The organism is Aquimarina agarilytica ZC1 (genome assembly GCF_000255455.1).
In the GTDB taxonomy this organism is placed as follows: Bacteria; Bacteroidota; Bacteroidia; order Flavobacteriales; family Flavobacteriaceae; genus Aquimarina; species Aquimarina agarilytica.
In genome coordinates, this window is the sequence record NZ_JH621270.1 from 20,721 (window position 1) to 40,195 (window position 19,475).

Consider the following 19,475-nt stretch of genomic DNA (forward strand, 5'->3'; position numbering starts at 1 on the left):
ATTTTTACAATGGTTACTTGTTCATACGTCCAGTGTTTTATATTTTTGCTCATAAATTAGGTTAGATACCTTAATACTACTTATTATGAAAAAGTTTTTCGAAGGATTTCAATTTTTTATGGAAGAAGTTGCTTTTGCACCTTTGAATGCATTAAGAGCACTAGAACTTGAAAGTTGGTTTGGTGCTAATATTTTAAATTGGGGATTCATGCTTATTGGAATGGCTGCATTTATATATTGGATGAAACAATTAAAAGGTTTTAATGACAATAATGAAGAACGTAGATACGTAGTTTCTCATTCTTTTTTAGCCGAAGACAAACAATAATAATTTTAAATCAATAACCGGTTTTAAACTCAATTATTGATTAATTTATATCCTTTTTTATTCCTTTTTGTAAGGAATAAAAACTATTTAAAAAAAGCCTATACTTGATGTGTATAGGCTTTTTTTAAACAAATCACTATTGTTTTTTTTATAAAACAACCTACTACAAATCAATTTTTATGCTCTTTTTGTAGTCTTTTTCTTTCTTTTTAAAAGAAATATTCCCCCCATAAAGTGTTTTTGATCTGCAAATACTCTAATTGATCGAAAAGCCTAAAAAGTATTATTATAACAGCCTAAAGCACCTTAATTTGTCCTAAGCTTTTTACTCATTAATTTTATAAGCTTTGTTATGAAAAAAATCAATTTATTATTGTTGGGGCTTTTATTTACTGCAATAAACATATACAGCCAGGATGTGGCTACAACACTTAGTTCTAACACGGATGATTACATGAAATTTTTAGCAACCAGTGAAAGCGCTGAAGCTGTTGTTGAATCTGATGATATCCGTGGTTTAATCGACTTAAACGTACACAATATTACCGATGATAACTTTGAAGTAGTTTTGGATAGTGATTTAAGAGATACAGGTATTGTTCGTATTGTTAATGTGAAAACTGGAAAAAGAATACGTAGAAAAGTTTCTTTTTTTAAAGGCCAAATTAAAATTCCAGTGCAAGATGCTAAAAAAGGAATTTATGAAGTTCATGTAAAAACTTCAAAATCTTCTAATAAAATTAAAAAGCGTTTTTCTGTAAAATAAGAAATTTAAAAAAATAAGCAGTTACTCCCATATGAAGCAACTGCTTAAAAAACATAAAAAAGAATTCTTATTTATTTCTAGGTGCACCAATTTGAGTACCTATCACACTCGCCTCTGGCTGAGTTATAACTGGACAATTGATTATAGCTCCAGTTGCAGTTAGTAAACTAGATAATGAATTATCTAATGGACTAGGGTTTGCATTTCCTCTAAATGGTATTAATGTTCCATCTGCTAAAAGGGCATTCACTTGATCAAAACTTGTTAAAATTTGACGCTCTTCAACAGGAACAGTAAATTCTGTTATATGAGCATCCCACATTGGAGCATATCTGGTATCAGTTGGATCAATTGGAAACGTATTTGTAGGATCGTTTGCTTGTCTTTCACTTAAAGATGCTGTGTTTAATCCCTGAAAACCAAGTGGATTTCCTTCATCTGGTGTTATCCCATTTGCCGTTGGGCTAAAAGGCAACATTGAACCCCCAGGAAATAAACCAAAGGTTGGTAAATTTGCCAATTTTGGAGCAAATACCCCTAATTCTATAGTTGCTGGCCCTGGATCTGATGTGTCCGTTACAATATGGAAATAAAAAGGTTTACCATCTTGCCAACCATCTAGTAATTGCATTACTACGGCTGCTTGATCAATAGCTAAATTCGGGTTATTCAAATCATCTTCTTGTTCTGGACCATTCCCATCTGGGTGAGGAATTCGGTCATGTATACCTGTACTATTTGCAACCATTTGAGCATTGATTACTATTCCACTAGGTAATACAACATACGATGACCAATTTTCATCGGCAACAGCTCCCGGGTTTACCTCAGCTGGAGGAAAACCAAATAATAAACCATCTTCTGAGGATGCTCCTGCAACTAACGATCTTTTTGGTGAAAAATCTACTGAACCTTCAAAAACTAGCCTTCCTCTTTCTGTCCATGTCCCGTTTTGAACACCAGCAGAACCAACAGCTGCAGCCATTCTAGGTGCATAAATTATTCCTAACTCTTCAGCCATGTTTTGATCCGACGATTCTGTAATAATATAATAACATTTTCTTGGACCACTAGAAGTAGTTTCCCATCCACTAAACATTGGAAATCTGGCCGTTGGACCTGCAGGAACTTCGGATCTATCAATTCTAAAATCGATACCTAAAACACTTGGTAAAAAAACGTTTTGTTCTGCTGTAAATTTAAGTGCTGGCTTATTTTTATTAAAGGGTACTCCTCCATCTTCCTTAATACTCTGCAACAATAAGCTTGCTTCCGAGGCTGTTTCCGTAATTGGGCCTCCTTCTGGTCCATCAATTCCCGGCACATCATCTTGATCACAACTCATTAAAAGCAGCCCTGCTAAAACTGCACTTGCAAATAATTTATTTCTATTTTTCATCTTCAATTTTTTTTAAAATTCATATTTTAAAATGAAATAATTTAGCAGGCCTGCAGAATTTAAATCATCTAATCATCATCTATAAAATGAGTCAAATGCATTTCAAAATACTAACTAAAAAAAATAAAATAAATTTTAAATAACTGTAAATGAGTGTTTTAAATTTTAATAAAAAATTATTAAAACACAAAGTCCCCCGAACAAATGTTAGCAACATTACATATTAAGCTGTTTTTAAAATTAACTATTTGCACTTTTTTATGTATCCAATTTTATCAATCTGTTAAATAAATTCATAAAAAAAAGCCCCAATGTAATGTACTACATTGAGGCTTTTATAAATTTATCTATTTATATACTACAAATCGAAACCTAAATCGGTACGGTAATACATATCTTTAAATTGTACTTTCTTCACATTTTTATAAGATACTTCTAAGGCTTCTTTAAAATTATTGCCAAACGAAGTTATTGTCAATACACGACCTCCGTTAGTCACTACTTTCCCGTCTTTTAGTGTTGTTCCGGCTTGAAAAACGATGGAATCTTCTATAGTTTCAATTCCCGTTATTTCATCCCCTTTATTATATGCCTCTGGATACCCCCCTGCAACTGTCATTAATGTTACTGCAGTACGAGGATCTAAATCCAATGAAACTTGATCTAAAGTTTGATTCCCTACATTTACAAATAGGTCTACCAAATCATTTTTAACACGTGGTAACACGGCCTCTGTTTCAGGATCACCCATGCGTACATTATACTCAATTACTTTAGGTTCATTACCTACCTTTATTAAACCAATAAAAATAAAACCTTTATAATCTATATCCTCTTTTGCTAAACCGGCTACTGTGGGCTTAATTACCTTATTTTCAATTTTAGCCATAAATTCATCATTAGCAAAAGGAACTGGGGATATAGCACCCATTCCACCAGTATTCAAGCCTGTATCTCCTTCACCTATTCGCTTATAATCTTTAGCTGTAGGTAATGTAATGTAATTTTTACCATCGGTTAACACAAATACACTTAACTCAATTCCATCTAAAAATTCTTCAATAACTACTTTTTGACTTGCTTCACCAAATTTCTCATTGGTTAGCATATCGGTTAATTCAGCTTTAGCTTCGTCTAAATCATTTAAAATTAACACTCCTTTACCGGCAGCTAAACCATCTGCTTTTAATACATATGGGGCCTTTAATGTTTCTAAAAAAGCATGCCCTTTTTCAACGGTTTCAGCTGTAAAACTTTCATAAGCCGCTGTTGGAATGTTATAACGCATTAAAAATTCCTTCGCGTACTCTTTACTTCCTTCTAATTGTGCTCCTTCGGCAGAAGGACCAATCACTGTTACATGAGCTAATTGAGGATCTTTTTTGAAAAAGTCGGTAATTCCAGCTACCAAAGGTACTTCGGGTCCTACGACAAGCATTTCAATATTTTCAGCAAGTACCACTTCTTTAATTTTATCAAAATCGGTAACACTTATGTCTAAGTTTGTGGCCATACTTGCAGTCCCAGCATTTCCTGGTGCTACAAATAATTTTGAACATAAATCACTTTGAGCTAATTTGTATGCAAAAGTGTGCTCTCTACCACCCGATCCTACAATAAGAATATTCATTATAAATGTTTTGGAGTTCTTTTATTTTTAAAATGCAAAAGTACTCATTTGTATTCAATTGTAAAGTGCGATTACTTGATCAAATAGTTCATAAATTTTTTTGACAGGAATATCCTCATTCGGATGTATCATTAACAGAGATGTAAATGTTCTTTTTCCTTTAATTAAATCTGGGTGTGTAATATGGATACCTTTCCCTATAGCGATATATGGAAATCCTGATTTTTTATCGACCCACAAATAACAAAAAATTTGATTTTGATACATAAAGCAAGGCAGTTTATAGTACCACCTATGCTCAAATTCGGTATGGTAATTTGAAATAATTTCTTTTAAGGCTAATAAACAACTTTTAATAGGTTCATCTTTATCAAAATAAAAATTATCTATTGGCTTCATAACACTATCCAATTTTAATATCTATCAATTACCTAATACGCCTTATCATGCCCTTTTAATAATATCAAAAGCGTATCGAACATAATTTTGATATCCATAAGTATGGACCAATTTTCAATATAAAAAACATCATATTTGATACGGTTTATAATATCATCATCTGATTTAATTTCGCCTCGGTAACCTTTAATTTGTGCTAATCCAGTGATACCTGGTCGTACCGAATGCCTAAAAACAAACTGGTATTTGTCTATTTTTTTGGCGTATGCTTCCGTATATCTTGGAATATGGGGTCTAGGTCCAACCACAGACATTTCACCTCTTAAAACGTTTATAAATTGTGGTATTTCATCAATACTAGTTCTTCTTAAAAAGCGACCTACTTTTGTTACACGCTCATCGGCTTCTGATACATGTAATCGTTGTTCATTCCCTTCTATACTAAGTGATCTAAATTTATAACACATAAACTCACCATAATTTACTCCATTACGTTTATGCCTATAAAACAAAGGACCTTTACTTTCTAACTTAATGACTACATACATTAAGGGAATCAACCAAGATAGAATTCCTATAATAACAACAAGGGAAATTACAATATCAATAAAGCGCTTTACAATAACGTTTGCGGAGTCATGTAACGGCATATTTGGAATGGATAATACTGGAAGGTATTCGTAGTAATCTGTTTTTAAATTTGAAACAGGTACTTTTTCAACATCTGGAATAAATTTTAATACAATACCATTACTTTCACAGAAGTTTACAATTTCGTTAGTCTCTGTATTGGAAACCTCGTGTAGTGCACAGTACACCTCATCAATTCTATTTTCCTTTAAAAATTTAATTCCTTCAACAATTTTTTTGTCCAAACTATCGGCAAATACCCCTTGAATATAATACCCCATTTCTGGCTTAGATTCAAAGTAAGTGATTAACTCTTGTGTTTGGGCAGAACTTCCAAACACTAATATCCAACGTTTGTTTCCACCAAAATATTGCCTGTATTTTTGAAGCAAAAAATAAACGGCAAATTTTGATAATGAAATAATTAAAATAGTAATAGCTAAAAATAGCACTGTTTCTATTCCCGAAATAGTCCTGCTTTTTATAATCCCATAATACGAATACAAAACAAGCATGAGCAGAAATGCTTGCTTTACTATTAATCGAATAATTTTTAACACCGATGTAAATCGATAGACTTTATAAAAACGTACCCATATTGATGATACTAACCAACCAAAAATAAGATAGGCATAAAAGAATAAACTACCCGATTTGCCTAATAAAAAATAAGCACAAAAACACAAAGCCACCAAATCAAATAAAACAATTAGTGGTCGTATTAAAAATGAATATCCTTTTAAAGCTTTAGGCATTTAAGGCTTTTTTGTTTTTATATAATCATCAAACGACTTATGCTCTTTTTTATGCAACATTTCCGCAGATAATCCCTTAAAATAATCATATGTTTTTTGTAGGCCAATAGTTCTGTCCACTTTAGGTTCCCAACCTAGTATTTTTTTAGCTACAGAAATATCTGGTCTTCGTTGCAAAGGATCATCAACAGGTAAATCCTTGTAAATTACTTTTTGAGTAGTACCTGTTAAACTAATAATTTCATCGGCAAAATCACGTATACTTATCTCAGAAGGGTTACCAATATTTACGGGTTGAGAATAGTCTGAGAGTAATAACCTGTAAAGCCCTTCCACTTGGTCATCAATAAAACAAAAGGAACGGGTTTGTGAACCATCACCAAATACGGTCAAATCTTCGCCGCGTAGGGCTTGTCCAATAAAGGCAGGAATTACACGACCATCATTTAATCGCATACGTGGACCATAGGTATTAAATATGCGCGCAATACGCACAGGTACTTTATGAAATGTATGATAAGCCATTGTCATGGCTTCTTGAAAACGTTTTGCTTCATCATAAACTCCTCTTGGACCTACAGAATTTACATTTCCATAATAATCCTCTGTTTGAGGATGCACTAATGGATCTCCATAAATTTCACTTGTAGAAGCTATTAAAATAGTTGCTCCTTTTTCCAAAGCTAAACCTAAACAGTTATGTGTACCTAATGAACCTACTTTTAGGGTTTGAATAGGAATTTTTAAATAATCAATGGGGCTTGCTGGTGAGGCAAAATGAAGAATATAATCTAACTCTCCTTCAATAGAAATATGGTTACAAACATCATGCTCTATAAACGTAAAATCGGGATAATCTGCTAAATGTTTAATATTCTCATGACTTCCAGTAATAAAGTTATCCATGGCAATTACCTCATAACCTTCCTTTATAAAGCGATCACATAAGTGTGATCCCAAAAAACCAGCTGCACCAGTAATTAAAACTCGCTTTTTACTCTGAGACATTAACAATTATTTTTGTTTTTCCGAAAATACAAAAACTAAGTGTACTTTACAGCTGTTCAGGCTTTTTTCAAAGGATTGTTTTAGCTGTTTTTTTGACCCATTTCACCCTTTAAAGTTTTAAAAAATAATATAATATATTAATTATCAACTAGTAATAAATTTTAAAACGCTATTCCTAGAATTAGATATATTACTCAAGACGTTTCTAAAATTTGTTCGATTATTTTTTTGGTAATCGTATAAGTTGGCTTTACGCCAGAAGTTCCTAAGCCACCTGAGGCTAAAGTACTACCCGTTTCTAAAGGATTATCCGAGGCATAGTAAGCATAACGTACCTGAATATTTTCAATTATACTTTTTCTAATTTTTGAAGCCGCTTGAATCGCTTTTTGATAGTGGGCGCCTTCCATTTCTAAACCAATCACCTTCCAGGTAGAATCATGAAAAAATTGCAATAAATCACGATTTTGAAGCGAAGTCCCTAACACCGTGACCATACTCCCTTCGTAACAATCAATGTCTGTCCCTTCAAAATCTTTTAAGGATAGTTCATTTTTAAAAGGGTAATTGCCCGATGTGCCTTCTAAAATATGTGCTGTTGGTATCATTAAATCCCCTTTTCCACCTTGTAAAATACCCGCTTTTCCCATAATGGAAACCGAAACCACATTCATATAAAATAAAGTTTCATTAGGTGCTTTATAGGGTTTTAATAACTCATCCATAGCTTCAAAAGCTTGCTCCCCAAAGGCGTAATCCATTACTAAAATTACGGGGGATTTTGGATCATTGTAAGTAGGTAAATGCGCTATTTTGCTGGTATCAAAAAGTTGAACGTTAATATGGGAACTACTACTGTCGGCTAACATTACCATTCCGTGTTTTAAAGCATATGACTTTACTGTATTTCGTAAGTCCTTACTTTGATCATTACTCAGCAGCTCATAAATTTCCATGTCTGTTTTATTGGCATACTCAACTCCAAAGGCTTCTTTGGCAAACAAGCTGTTCATTACACTATGCATATTTGAACTAATAATATGCAATGGTCGCTCAAATAAATTCAAATTATGAATACGTTTTTTTATTTGATACGCCCAAAATGAAGAATGAATATGGTGCCCTATACGTTCCCTTAATACCGGACTAAACGTAATTTCTCGTTTATTTTTTTCGGTAACTTCTTCTAATGACAATTTTCCTAAACCATAAATGACATAAATAAATCGATCTGGATTTTGAGGACTAGCAAACTTATCATACACCTCAATAATTTCATTAAAACTACGGCCTAAAATATTCGCTAAATGAGCCATAGCAATATCCCGATCCTTATCAGAAAGTGTTTTTTGCACAGCAAACTTGACCAACTTATTCCAATCACGCGTAAAACATAAATCATCTTCCTGTTGAATCTGCTTCCGTATTTTTTCCGACTCCATATACATGAATGTTAAATGCGTAAGAATATCATAAATTTCGGAGCGGCCTCGCGTAATTTCAATATTCATTTGATCTTCATCAACACGGTAACAGTTACGACGTCGTTTTTTGGGTATAATTACTTCAAAATGCGCATTTTTATAACCCTCTTCGCTCGTTAAATTTACAAAACGACATTCTTCAATCCCTTCTGGTAAGCGGTCTAAAACATAAAGCAATCCATTTAACTCCACTTTATCTTCATTAATAGAACCATAAATTTCAGGACGCAAAATAAGCAACGCCTCACGTAAGGTTTCACCCGAAACTCCCATGGGCTTGTAATACCCACGATTAAATAAATGACGCATCCCAATATATAATCGCTCAATGGCATTGGTACTTTCCTGAGCTCTGGTTTGCTCATTTTTTGCTATATAGTTTTGCATTTTTTGTTACATTTTTAGTGGCTGTGAAATTCCCCTAGTGCATCAACAATAGTACGATCATTGGACAACCTAGGTAATTTATTTTGACCTCCTAATTTTCCTATGGATTTCATATAATTAGTAAATCCGCCTGTTTGGATCACCTGTATTTTTAATGGCTGAAGAATTTTCCCTGTGATCAAATCCTTGTAGTACGAGTTTTGTTCTTGTAAATTTAAATCAATTTCATGCGCTAAAGCTTTTATATCATTAGGCGTTTCCGCAAACTCAATAAACCATTCATGATAAGGCAAACCTTCGGTTGGGTTTACCTGCGGAGCCACCGTAAACTCCTGTATAACGTGACTTGTTTTTAAGCTTGCTTCCTGCAAGGCCTCTTCTACCTCCTTACCAATAACATGCTCACCAAAAGCTGAAATAAAATGTTTAATTCGGCCCGAAACTACAATACGATATGGTGCTGTTTCCGTAAATTTTACGGTATCTCCAATATTATAACACCATAGCCCTGCAGTGGTTGAAATTAACATTACATAATTCACACCAACCTTAACATCTTTAATGGTAATTCTTGTTGGATTATCATTAAAAAATTCAGCTGCTTTTACAAACTCATAAAATATTCCCGAATTGAGTTGAAGCAACATTCCTTGCTTATTTTGTTGGTCTTGATAAGCAAAAAAACCTTCGGATGCGGGATATAATTCAATACTTGGTATACGTTTACCAATGAGTTTCTCAAAAATAGCCCTATACGGCTCATAATTAACTCCGCCGTATATAAAGAGTTGAAAGTCTGGAAAAACTTCCTTAATAGGCTTCCCTGTACGTTCAACAATGCGTTCAAAATACATTTGCACCCATGGAGGTATTCCACTTATGATTCCCATTTGTTCTGGCAAAGTTTCATCAATAATAGCTTCCACTTTTTGCTCCCAATCATCAATGCAATTGGTTTCCCAACTAGGCATTCTATTTTTTTGTAAATATCTAGGAATATAATGTGCTACTATGCCCGATAATCGGCCCAAATGCACTCCATTTTTATCAGATAATTCGGGACTCCCTTGTAAAAAAATCATCTTGTTATCTACAAAATCAGCTTTACCAGTTTCATTAATATAACTCAAAATCGCATTCCTAGCCGCTTCTGTATGCGTTGGCATAGACTCGTGCGTTATTGGAATGTATTTTGCCCCACTTGTTGTTCCCGAAGTTTTAGCGTAATACAAAGGTTTTTGTGGCCATAAAATATCCGATTCCCCCGCTACCATACGATCTACATAAGGGCGTAAGGCCTCATAATCTCGAATAGGTACTTTAGCTACAAAATCCTGATGTGATTTTAACTCCGAAAATTGATGATCCTGACCAAAAACTGTGTTTTTGGCTGTCTCAATAAGGTATTGGAATACTTTATCTTGAGTTTCTATTGGGTTTTTAGCCCATTGATCAACTTTACGTTGAATTTTTTTAGCAAATAACTTAGCTGCAAATGCTTTTACTGACATAAAATTATTTTTCGAAATCAATATAATCGGCAGGATTTAATGCTTGTCCTTTGTCCCAAAGTTCAAAATGAAGATGTGGACCGGTACTTAGCTCACCCGTTGAACCGGCAACAGCAATTACCTCACCAGCTATTACTATATCCCCTTGTTTTTTAAGCAATTTTGCGTTGTGCTTATATACCGAAAGTAAGCCCGATTTGTGCTTTAATAGTAATACATAACCCGTATCGGGTGTCCATTCCGAAAACACGACTACTCCATGTCCAGCAGCCTTTACCGGTGTGTCCTTTGCTACCGCAATATCAACTGCATAATGTTTTAATTTGTAGTTAAATTTACTGGTCACAGAACCTTTAACTGGAGGAATAAATAAAAATTCCTGATCTAAATCACTGGCATTTTTAACTGCATATTTTTCTTTCCTCTCTACCTCTTTTCTCAGTTCAATATCTTGAGCTGATGGTTTTAAATTTACCGAAGAAAGTTCCTTTTTAATATCCTTATCCACAGAATCTTTATTAAAGGTTTCAGCCGAAACTTGACCTGTCAATACTTTTTTTATGGATTCATAATACTTTTCGTTGTAACGAACTTCGTCTAAAATGGAATCTGTTTCGTAAGCCAATCTATTTGCTTTTTCGGATAATTCAGAAGAAGAATATCCAGGAATATATTCACGCAACGAAGAAAAGGCAATTAAAAAAATAGTCCCTGTAATTAACAACAACGAAGTTATCATTACCAAAACAAATACATTTAGTCGTGTCAACTTAAATGAAACTTGTTCCTCAAATGTATTTTCATTCAAAATTACCAAACGATACTTGTTCAGTAATTTTGTAGCTATTTTTCCTTTTTTTTTGTTTAGTGCTTCCATTGGTTATATAGATCACAAATATACATAAGTTTGTTTTTTCATTTCGATAAGGCGTAACAGGAAACTAAAGATTTTTTAACTCTTTTAAAATTTATGAATGCACATTCCTTGTTCTACAATTTTTTTTTAAAATTCAACACCTAATTATTACAAGCTGGATTTTTTATTCATCTTGAAAAAAGACGCCTTTTTTATAAAAAAGTGACTAAAAATTAAATATAAGAATTTATTATTCTAAAATTAAATAACAATAGTTATTCCTAATTAAAAATGGCTTTCATAGGTATTTGCTGCTGCAGAAAAAAAAATCTTCAATATAATTAGACATTGTACGACTTAAAAGTCTCTTAAATCGCTTTATTTTAGTTTTTAGCTTCTAAAATGTAAATTTTTGAAGAAAACTCTCCATTTTTGATTGCTTTTAGGTTAGAAAGTACACCCACACCAAAAGCGCGCAAATAATTTACTTTTTTGTATTTATACTTTTCAGAAAGTAAGGAAACATAAAAAGCATCGAACCACATCGGTTTTGTTTGTACCAATTTAAAATGATGTTCTGCGGCTAATTTTGAGATCGCCTTTTCAGAAAAATGCCAAATATGTCTAGGAACATCAAAAGCAGCCCAAAATTTTCCATAAAAGGAAGCATCGTAACTTTTAAAATTGGGAACAGCAATAATTACTTTTCCATTTGGTTTTAACAAACGCTTAAATTCATTAAACTGAATTTCGAGATTAGGCACGTGTTCCAATACATGCCACATCGTTAGTGCATCAAATTTTTCGTTTAGTTGTTCACTATTCGAAAAACAAGTCACTCCTTTTTCCACTGCTCTAGCCCTAGCTCCTTCATTGGGCTCAATGCCTTTAGCATTCCACGAATTTGTTTTTAAATTTTGTAACAGTGATCCTGTTCCACAACCAATATCTAAAATGGATCTATTCGATCCTTCTACTATTGTTGAAAGTAAGCTTGTTTTACTTTCAATAGTAATTGTTTTTACTGCTTGATATAGTTTATCTATTAAACTTGTTTTGGAGTCGGTATGCGATATATAATCCTCGCTTTCGTAATAACTTTCTAAATTTTCAGGAATGGGTAAGGTTTTATACAAATCGTACTTCTCATTATATACTAATTCGAAGTCCTCCTGAGAAATTGAAAAATCTTTGGTTTTTATACGATTCATGTGTTGTGTTCCACGTGGAACTATTTTTGGAATTATAAAGTACGAATGTAAAATTATGGAGGAATTTTAGCAATTTTTGTTACGTGAAATTAAAATGACTTTCCATTTTCCATCCACATTAATAATAGATATTTCTGTAGAAATTATATTTGAGGTTAAATTTTCTGAAACATATCCTTCTATTCCATCTACTAAAATAACTTTAATCTATTTGAAGATACATAAGTTTTTACTGTAAAAACTAGAATTACACATTTACATCCTACTACTCATATCTAATTTTGATATTAATTTTTACATCTAATTATGGTTAGAATCTAATCCTTAGATTTTAATAAGTACGACTCATATAAACAAATTGGAAATAACTATAATAACTTTGAGGTCTTATATGCTTCTTTTTTTTTAGTATATTCTATTTCATCAATATATCTATTATTTAATAACCAACTTAACTGATCTATATACTGTTGTTCTGGTATTTCAGAGTCAATCCTAGAATACAACCAAATTATTTTTTCTTTAGATTTATACAACAAAACATCAGCAAATTTTTCTACTTCATTTCTTGATGGTACATCTAAAAAAAAATGAACATCTCGTTTCCCTCCTTCTAAAATTAATTTATCATCCATTGGTGCTTTAAAACAAACAAAACCCATAGCCAAAGAAAACAAAAAACCTAATACCCAAACAACATTATTTATTTCTCCTTCTTTTGCAAAGAAAATTCCTAAAAAAAATAAAACAGAAATAAAAACGAATATAAAACCTATAACATTTAACATTTTCCTCGAATGTATTTTTACAAATTTTCTGTTTCCTATCTCTTCAATATATAGGGACCATTCTTCAATACCTGATAGCGTTTTTTCTTTAATAAAAAGTTCGTTGTTGTTTCTTAACTCAAATACTTTTTTATTACCTCCTCTTTTTTGCTCAAGTTTCATTTAAAAGTTTTTAATTTAAACCTACCTCCCCAAATACACTAATAATACCGAAATATCACTCGGAGATACTCCACTAATTCGTGAAGCTTGTGCAATAGTTGCAGGACGTATTTTACTCATCTTCTCCCCCGCTTCGTAGGATAAGGATTTTAATTTTTTGTAATCAAAATCTGCAGGAATCTTTACGTGCTCTAAACGCGACAATTTATCTGCATTATTTTTTTCCTTATCTATATAGCCCGAATACTTCACTTGAATTTCTGCTTGATCAAGAATTTCTTGATTCAATTCATTTTCTTTTATATACTCTTTTATAATACCAACTTGACTTATATCGGATAAAGCAATCTGCGGACGCGACAGTACTTTAAATATTTTATCGCTATGCTTCATTACCGAAGATCCTTTTTCTTCTAAAATTGGATTAGCATCTTTTTCCGAAATACTTGTCTTTTTCAGAAAACTTATAAAGTCATTAGATTTATTTTGCTTTGTTTCCATAGCTCGTAATCTATCCTCGGACGCTAATCCTATTTTATGAGATAATGGCGTTAAACGGAAGTCTGCATTGTCCTGTCTAAGCAAAGTGCGATACTCTGCACGTGAGGTAAACATACGATAAGGTTCTTCGGTTCCTTTTGTAATTAAATCATCAATTAAAACACCTATATAAGCTTCGCTACGCGTTAATATAAATGGATATTGTTCTTTTACTTTTAACGCAGCATTAATCCCTGCCATTAAGCCTTGAGAAGCTGCTTCTTCATAACCTGTAGTTCCATTAATTTGACCAGCAAAAAATAGCCCCGAAATTAATTTAGTTTCTAAAGTATGTGTTAACTGTGTTGGCGGAAAATAATCATATTCGATAGCATAGCCCGGTCTAAAGAATTTTACATTTTCAAAACCAACTACCGAACGTAAGGCTTTAAATTGTACATCCTCGGGCAAAGATGTTGAAAAACCATTTACATATACCTCACAAGTATTCCAACCTTCGGGCTCAACAAATAATTGATGACGGTCCTTATCTGCAAAACGATTTATTTTATCTTCAATGGATGGACAATAACGCGGCCCTAAACTTTTAATAGCACCGTTGAACATTGGTGAACGATCAAAGCCTTCGCGTAATAAATCATGTACTAGGTTTGAAGTGTAGGTCATATGACATGAGCGTTGTTCTTTTAAAACCGCTGTGGCATTTGAATAACTAAATTTTTCAGGATTCGCATCACCTGGCTGTTCGATCATTTTAGAAAAATCCAAAGAACGACCATCCACTCGCGGAGGGGTTCCGGTTTTCATTCTACCCGATTCAAAACCTAAGTCAACTAATTGCTCAGTAATTCCTGTAGCTGCTCTTTCACCTGCTCTACCTCCGCCAAATTGCTTTTCTCCAATATGAATAAGACCATTCAAAAAAGTACCATTAGTCAATACTACGGACTTTGCTCTAACTTCAATCCCGAGTGTAGTTTTAACGCCGCACACCTTTCCATTTTCGATAATCAAACCAGAAACCATCTCTTGAAAGAAATCTAAGTTTTCGGTGGCCTCTAATTTCAATCGCCACTCCTCGGCAAAACGCATTCTGTCGGATTGCACACGTGGACTCCACATAGCAGGGCCTTTTGACTTGTTCAACATTTTGAACTGGATTGCCGATAGGTCACTAATGATTCCACTGTATCCACCAATGGCATCAATCTCTCTTACAATCTGTCCTTTTGCTATACCTCCCATAGCAGGGTTGCAACTCATTTGAGCAATGTTCTGCAGGTTCATTGTAATCAACAAAGTACTACATCCCATATTTGCTGCTGCTGCTGCTGCTTCACTCCCTGCGTGACCAGCACCAACTACTATTACATCATACTCTTGTCCAAACATAATTTATATATTGTTCCACGTGGAACGTGGCCTTGATATTCTATAAAAACGTTCCACGTGGAACGTTATATGTTGTATTAAAATTTCGATGTGTTCCACGTGGAACACATTGTATTATTAGAATGAAAATTACTATAGTTCCACGTGGAACATATGCATCTTTTCATCTTCTTTATTAGTCATTAGCTCTTGGTCTGAATCTGTCTTATCTTTATAACCACATAAATGAAGTACTCCGTGTACAAGCACACGGCTTAACTCTTCATCAAAACTAACCTTAAAATCTTTAGCATTGTCTGCAACTCTTTCGGTTGATATAAATATATCTGCTCCTAACAATGAACCTAAAGAATTATCAAAAGTGATGATATCTGTTAATGTATCATGATCCAAAAATTGTTTATTTAAATCAAGCAAATACTCATCAGTACAAAATATATAATTAATCTCTCCTTCATTTTTACCTTCAGAATTAATTACCTTTTGTAACCAAGTTCTGTGTTCATATTCACTAAAATCAAAGCCTACATCGTTAAAATTAAATACTATCATTTTGTACTGTATACTAATTACTTATCAAGAAAATATTCTTGCACTCTCTTCTTAAATTCAGGCTGCAAAGGTAGTACTTGTCTATTTAATATTTCAGTAGTATTAAAATATTGTTTTATCTGTTCTGGTGTACTTACTTTTGTAGCTTCAAATTCTTTTTTATTTGTAGTACTCTTCCGCTTATTATCCTTTCCTTGCTGAAATTGCGCTTTATCTAATTTGAATAATTGATGTTTTAAATCTATCATTCGTTTCATGGTTTCTTCGGTAAATCCTCGTTCTAATAAGTCATCTTCCACTTGCTCCATTCGATCCAAAATTCTTTTTTCATTTGGCACAATACCATCCTCTCGCATTTTATCTTCAAGCTGATTTCTTAGGTCTTGCTGTTGCTTGTATATTTCAAATAATTGTTCATAATCGGATTCATCATCTCCTTGCTCCCCTTCTTCTGCATTACCTCCTGTACCTTTACCTTTCTTTCCATCTTTTCCTTTTCCGTTTTTACCATTCTCTCCATCGCCTTTATCTCCTTTTTCACCATTCCCCTTTTGTCCATCTTCACCATTTTGACCTTCCTTACCTTCCCCAGCTTCACTTCCTTTTTTTCCATTTTTGCCTTTACCTTTACCCTGCCCATTTTCACCTTCGCCTTGGCCACCTTTACCTTCACCCTTACCTGATTTTCCATTCTCTCCTTTTTCGCCATTCTCGCCAGATTTTCCATCTTTTCCTTTATTGCCTTCTTCTCCCTTATCGCCTTCCTTTCCTTGTTTACCTTTGTCACCGGATTCTCCTTTATCACCCGGTTTTTTTTCTCCACCGGATTGTTCTTTTTTAGAATCTCCTGCTTGCTTTTGTTTAGACTCTAGCATCTGCTCTATGGCTTTATTTAAAGATTCTTGTTTTTTAATAATGTCGGGTAATTGAAATCCTTTGTTCTTTTTCTTTCCTTCGCCCTGCTTACCTGGCTTAGATTGTTGATCCATTTCTTGCAATGACTTAGATAATAATAGCGCTAAATCATTCGAATGTGTTACAGCAAATTGTAAACTTGTCACTCCTTGGCCTGTATGGTTATCTGTTATTCTGTCTAAGGCTAAGCCTATATCATAATCAATATCTGATATTAAATCATTTATTTCAATTCCCATTTTTGGATTACGGGATGATACTGCAAACAGACTATCATCAATATGTTTAAAATGTTCCCGCAACACATTTTGCCTACGTACATAGTTTGAATAATCAGGATCATTGGATGTACTCTTTTTAAATGAATTCATGGTGTCTTCTTGATTTAAAGAAAACAATACCAAATTATCCAATATCTGCCTTAGCATTTCTAAATCTTCTTCAAGCTGTTCCATTCCACCTCCGCCTCCACCAGCTTCAGAAGACATTTTATCTGCTAAATTTTTAAGCATAGTTGCTGCCGTTTTCTGCTTTTTAGTGGCTTCTGAATTATTATTTTTATCCAATTCATTAAGCGCTCCTTTTAATTCTTTTTTAATCGCTTCTTCATAAGCAGGATCATCATCTAACTTCATTGGCTTTTTTAACTCCAGATTATGTCTTCTTAAATCATTTAATTCATCTTGAATAATGTTCCATTCATTATTAATCTGTTCTTGCTTTTCTTTCTTTAAAGGATCTGCACTATCAGCTAGTTTTGATTCTTTTTCCGAAAGTAATTCCAGCATTTGAACAATACGTTGATGCTTATCAATTACATAATGGCGTTTAGTTAATTCTAATATTTGACTTAAATTCTTTTTAAGTTTTTTATTATCCTTTTGTAATTCATCTACTTTTTCTTGAAGTTCTTTAGGGGTTAATTTTTCTAAGGCTTTTTTAATTTCATCAATTAATTTTTTATTCTTTTCTAGCTCCTTTTTAGTACGTTCAAGCTGTTCTTTAATGGCTTCAGAATTTTTATTCTCATCTAATTTATCCAGTGTTTTCTTTAATTTTTCTGAAAGCTTATCTAAGGATTTTTGTTGTTTGGATTGTTTTTCTAACACATCAGACAACTTCTGTTTTTCTTTAAACGAAAGTGAATTCTTTTGCTTTTGTAGTTTGGAAAAAGATTCTAAATCTAAATCAGACTTTTGAAATTGATCTAATGATTTTGAAAACTGATCTAGTTGTTGTTGTTCATTTTTAAACTCCGATTGTTCTGCTTCTACCTTTGATAATTTTCTGTAATTAAAGGTTTGGCTTTTACTAGATTTTGATCCATTGAAGCTATCATTATCAAAAACTTCAAAATAAAAAGAATAACTTGTAGCATCCTCTAAGTTTAACTGGTTTGGAAATTGATACGTAAAATCAGAAAATATGCCTTTTTGAATAGCCAACCCAAAACGCTTTATTTGCTCGGGATCATCTTGTTTAAAATATACCACTTCTAATTTACGTAACCCATAATCATCTGATAATTGCCCATAAAATAATTGCGTATTTATTTTAGTAGTATCAATAGCTGACTCTACAGTTATACTTGGATTTTTATCCTTAATCACGTCAATTGAAAATGCTAATTTTTCATATTCATCGACATGCTTATTTGAAGTGGTGATTTGATAATCCAACACATTCGAAATTTGTTTTTCAAAATTAAAATCGGCTGAATTCTTATTAAAACGCTCCTGCTTTTCTTCTGCTGTAAAGCGAACATTATTAGCATTAACCGAACGTATATACCAACTTATTTTTGAACCCTCCGCAACTATAGCATTACCAGTATTGTCATAGGTTTTTTGTTTTTGCTTTACATGTAAAGGAGGTTTAACAATCATTTTAAATTTATTAATACTCGGTGCAGCATTAACTAATAAATTATACGCTCTACTACTTTGGTCCCCCGAAGTTAACTTAAAAGGAATATCACTAATAGGGTTTTTAAACGTATATGAAAATTGGTTATGGGCGTTTTTCTTTAAAAAATAGGTTTCGTTTTGATAATTAATAGCTACTTGATTTGGCACTATGCTTCCTTGAGTAGTTACATTTAAGGTAAAATCCTGTTGCTGTATTACAGAAATGGATTCATTTAAAATTTTAAAATGAAACGGCGCTGGCGGTTCATATGCCGTATTGTAATTCACTACGCGTGTTAAACTTTTCCCAAACCAATCTTTACCATTCACTAAAGTGAAAAGTAAAAAAGCTACCACTGGAATTAAAGCATATTTGGCATATGAAAAACTCTTTTTAAAATTGATCGCCAAATTAAATGGTATGGGTGATAATTGTGCAGACTTTTGTTCAATACTAGCTTCGAGCAATTCCGATTTTTGATCATTGGAACTTAACTGAAGTAGGTTGACTAACTGGTCCTTTATTTCCGGGAAATGATTTCCTATAATTTTAGAGGCTTCAATACTTGAAATACGCTTTCCAAATTTTGCTAATTTGGCTAATGATATCCCAATAAATTTGACAAACAAAAGCGCTTCTATTCCAATAAAAGTCCAAAACAAAATTCTTCTACCTTGAGTGGACAACCAAAGGAAATTTTCCAACAATAACACTACTAAAAAGTAGACCAAACCAATGGCTAAAAAAAGGAGTGTTCCCTTGATTAATTCGTTAATATAATAACGCTTAATAAAGCTAGTAAGCTTTTTAAGAATGATATTTAAATTATCTGACATACAAAATTCTTAGAACTATAAATTTACACAAATAAGCTTAGAACATGGAAAAAATGA

At 32.9% G+C, this 19,475-nt stretch carries 15 protein-coding genes; 2 read left to right on the top strand and 13 right to left on the bottom strand.

What is annotated here, in order from left to right; translation table 11 throughout:
• The first annotated feature begins 85 nt into the window (after positions 1-85).
• Positions 86-328: a DUF6341 family protein gene (locus KQA_RS0212850; protein WP_010181781.1), complete on the top strand. Its 243-nt coding sequence runs from the start codon at positions 86-88 to the stop codon at positions 326-328.
• A 352-nt stretch (positions 329-680) separates the two neighbouring features.
• Complete coding sequence (locus KQA_RS0212855; protein WP_010181782.1) at positions 681-1,094, top strand: hypothetical protein; 414 nt, start codon at positions 681-683, stop codon at positions 1,092-1,094.
• 67 nt (positions 1,095-1,161) lie between these two features.
• On the opposite strand, the gene KQA_RS0212860 is transcribed toward KQA_RS0212855, so the two are convergent.
• The 13 genes from KQA_RS0212860 to KQA_RS0212920 form a co-directional block, all read right to left on the bottom strand.
• On the bottom strand, positions 1,162-2,493 hold the full coding sequence (locus KQA_RS0212860; RefSeq protein ID WP_010181784.1) for a hypothetical protein: 1,332 nt from the start codon (positions 2,491-2,493) through the stop codon (positions 1,162-1,164).
• 358 nt (positions 2,494-2,851) lie between these two features.
• Positions 2,852-4,123: a phosphoribosylamine--glycine ligase gene (purD, locus tag KQA_RS0212865; RefSeq protein WP_010181787.1), complete on the bottom strand. Its 1,272-nt coding sequence runs from the start codon at positions 4,121-4,123 to the stop codon at positions 2,852-2,854.
• Positions 4,124-4,177: 54 nt separating this feature from the next.
• Complete coding sequence (locus tag KQA_RS0212870; protein ID WP_010181789.1) at positions 4,178-4,522, bottom strand: DUF1801 domain-containing protein; 345 nt, start codon at positions 4,520-4,522, stop codon at positions 4,178-4,180.
• Positions 4,523-4,554: 32 nt separating this feature from the next.
• Complete coding sequence (locus KQA_RS0212875) at positions 4,555-5,907, bottom strand: exopolysaccharide biosynthesis polyprenyl glycosylphosphotransferase (RefSeq protein ID WP_010181791.1); 1,353 nt, start codon at positions 5,905-5,907, stop codon at positions 4,555-4,557.
• Entirely contained in the window at positions 5,908-6,915 is a 1,008-nt protein-coding gene (locus KQA_RS0212880) for a UDP-glucuronic acid decarboxylase family protein (protein WP_010181793.1), read from the bottom strand.
• 194 nt (positions 6,916-7,109) lie between these two features.
• Complete coding sequence (locus KQA_RS0212885; RefSeq protein WP_010181795.1) at positions 7,110-8,786, bottom strand: DUF6909 family protein; 1,677 nt, start codon at positions 8,784-8,786, stop codon at positions 7,110-7,112.
• A 14-nt stretch (positions 8,787-8,800) separates the two neighbouring features.
• Positions 8,801-10,297 carry a GH3 auxin-responsive promoter family protein gene (locus KQA_RS0212890; protein ID WP_010181797.1) on the bottom strand — a complete coding sequence of 499 codons (1,497 nt, stop codon included), beginning with the start codon at positions 10,295-10,297 and terminating at the stop codon, positions 8,801-8,803.
• 4 nt (positions 10,298-10,301) lie between these two features.
• On the bottom strand, positions 10,302-11,174 hold the full coding sequence (locus KQA_RS0212895; protein ID WP_010181799.1) for a M23 family metallopeptidase: 873 nt from the start codon (positions 11,172-11,174) through the stop codon (positions 10,302-10,304).
• Between the two features lie 362 nt (positions 11,175-11,536).
• The gene (locus KQA_RS0212900; protein WP_010181801.1) at positions 11,537-12,364 is read right to left on the bottom strand and encodes a class I SAM-dependent methyltransferase; all 828 of its coding nucleotides are present in this window, start codon (positions 12,362-12,364) and stop codon (positions 11,537-11,539) included.
• 368 nt (positions 12,365-12,732) lie between these two features.
• Positions 12,733-13,314, bottom strand: a complete 582-nt coding sequence (locus tag KQA_RS0212905; protein WP_010181802.1) for a hypothetical protein — start codon at positions 13,312-13,314, stop codon at positions 12,733-12,735.
• Positions 13,315-13,335: 21 nt separating this feature from the next.
• Positions 13,336-15,207 (bottom strand): tRNA uridine-5-carboxymethylaminomethyl(34) synthesis enzyme MnmG, encoded by a 1,872-nt coding sequence (gene mnmG / locus KQA_RS0212910; RefSeq protein ID WP_010181804.1) that lies wholly within the window; start codon positions 15,205-15,207, stop codon positions 13,336-13,338.
• A 132-nt stretch (positions 15,208-15,339) separates the two neighbouring features.
• A complete protein-coding gene (ybeY, locus tag KQA_RS0212915) occupies positions 15,340-15,759 on the bottom strand; it encodes an rRNA maturation RNase YbeY (protein WP_010181806.1) in 420 nt (139 codons plus the stop codon).
• A 17-nt stretch (positions 15,760-15,776) separates the two neighbouring features.
• Positions 15,777-19,418: a DUF4175 family protein gene (locus KQA_RS0212920; RefSeq protein WP_010181808.1), complete on the bottom strand. Its 3,642-nt coding sequence runs from the start codon at positions 19,416-19,418 to the stop codon at positions 15,777-15,779.
• Positions 19,419-19,475: the final 57 nt, after the last annotated feature.

Coding starts and splice junctions, on each gene's coding strand:
- KQA_RS0212850 (WP_010181781.1), top strand. CDS start 86: ATGAAAAAGTTTTTCGAAGGATTTCAATTTTTTATGGAAGAAGTTGCT.
- KQA_RS0212855 (WP_010181782.1), top strand. CDS start 681: ATGAAAAAAATCAATTTATTATTGTTGGGGCTTTTATTTACTGCAATA.
- KQA_RS0212860 (WP_010181784.1), bottom strand. CDS start 2,493: ATGAAAAATAGAAATAAATTATTTGCAAGTGCAGTTTTAGCAGGGCTG.
- purD (WP_010181787.1), bottom strand. CDS start 4,123: ATGAATATTCTTATTGTAGGATCGGGTGGTAGAGAGCACACTTTTGCA.
- KQA_RS0212870 (WP_010181789.1), bottom strand. CDS start 4,522: ATGAAGCCAATAGATAATTTTTATTTTGATAAAGATGAACCTATTAAA.
- KQA_RS0212875 (WP_010181791.1), bottom strand. CDS start 5,907: ATGCCTAAAGCTTTAAAAGGATATTCATTTTTAATACGACCACTAATT.
- KQA_RS0212880 (WP_010181793.1), bottom strand. CDS start 6,915: ATGTCTCAGAGTAAAAAGCGAGTTTTAATTACTGGTGCAGCTGGTTTT.
- KQA_RS0212885 (WP_010181795.1), bottom strand. CDS start 8,786: ATGCAAAACTATATAGCAAAAAATGAGCAAACCAGAGCTCAGGAAAGT.
- KQA_RS0212890 (WP_010181797.1), bottom strand. CDS start 10,297: ATGTCAGTAAAAGCATTTGCAGCTAAGTTATTTGCTAAAAAAATTCAA.
- KQA_RS0212895 (WP_010181799.1), bottom strand. CDS start 11,174: ATGGAAGCACTAAACAAAAAAAAAGGAAAAATAGCTACAAAATTACTG.
- KQA_RS0212900 (WP_010181801.1), bottom strand. CDS start 12,364: ATGAATCGTATAAAAACCAAAGATTTTTCAATTTCTCAGGAGGACTTC.
- KQA_RS0212905 (WP_010181802.1), bottom strand. CDS start 13,314: ATGAAACTTGAGCAAAAAAGAGGAGGTAATAAAAAAGTATTTGAGTTA.
- mnmG (WP_010181804.1), bottom strand. CDS start 15,207: ATGTTTGGACAAGAGTATGATGTAATAGTAGTTGGTGCTGGTCACGCA.
- ybeY (WP_010181806.1), bottom strand. CDS start 15,759: ATGATAGTATTTAATTTTAACGATGTAGGCTTTGATTTTAGTGAATAT.
- KQA_RS0212920 (WP_010181808.1), bottom strand. CDS start 19,418: ATGTCAGATAATTTAAATATCATTCTTAAAAAGCTTACTAGCTTTATT.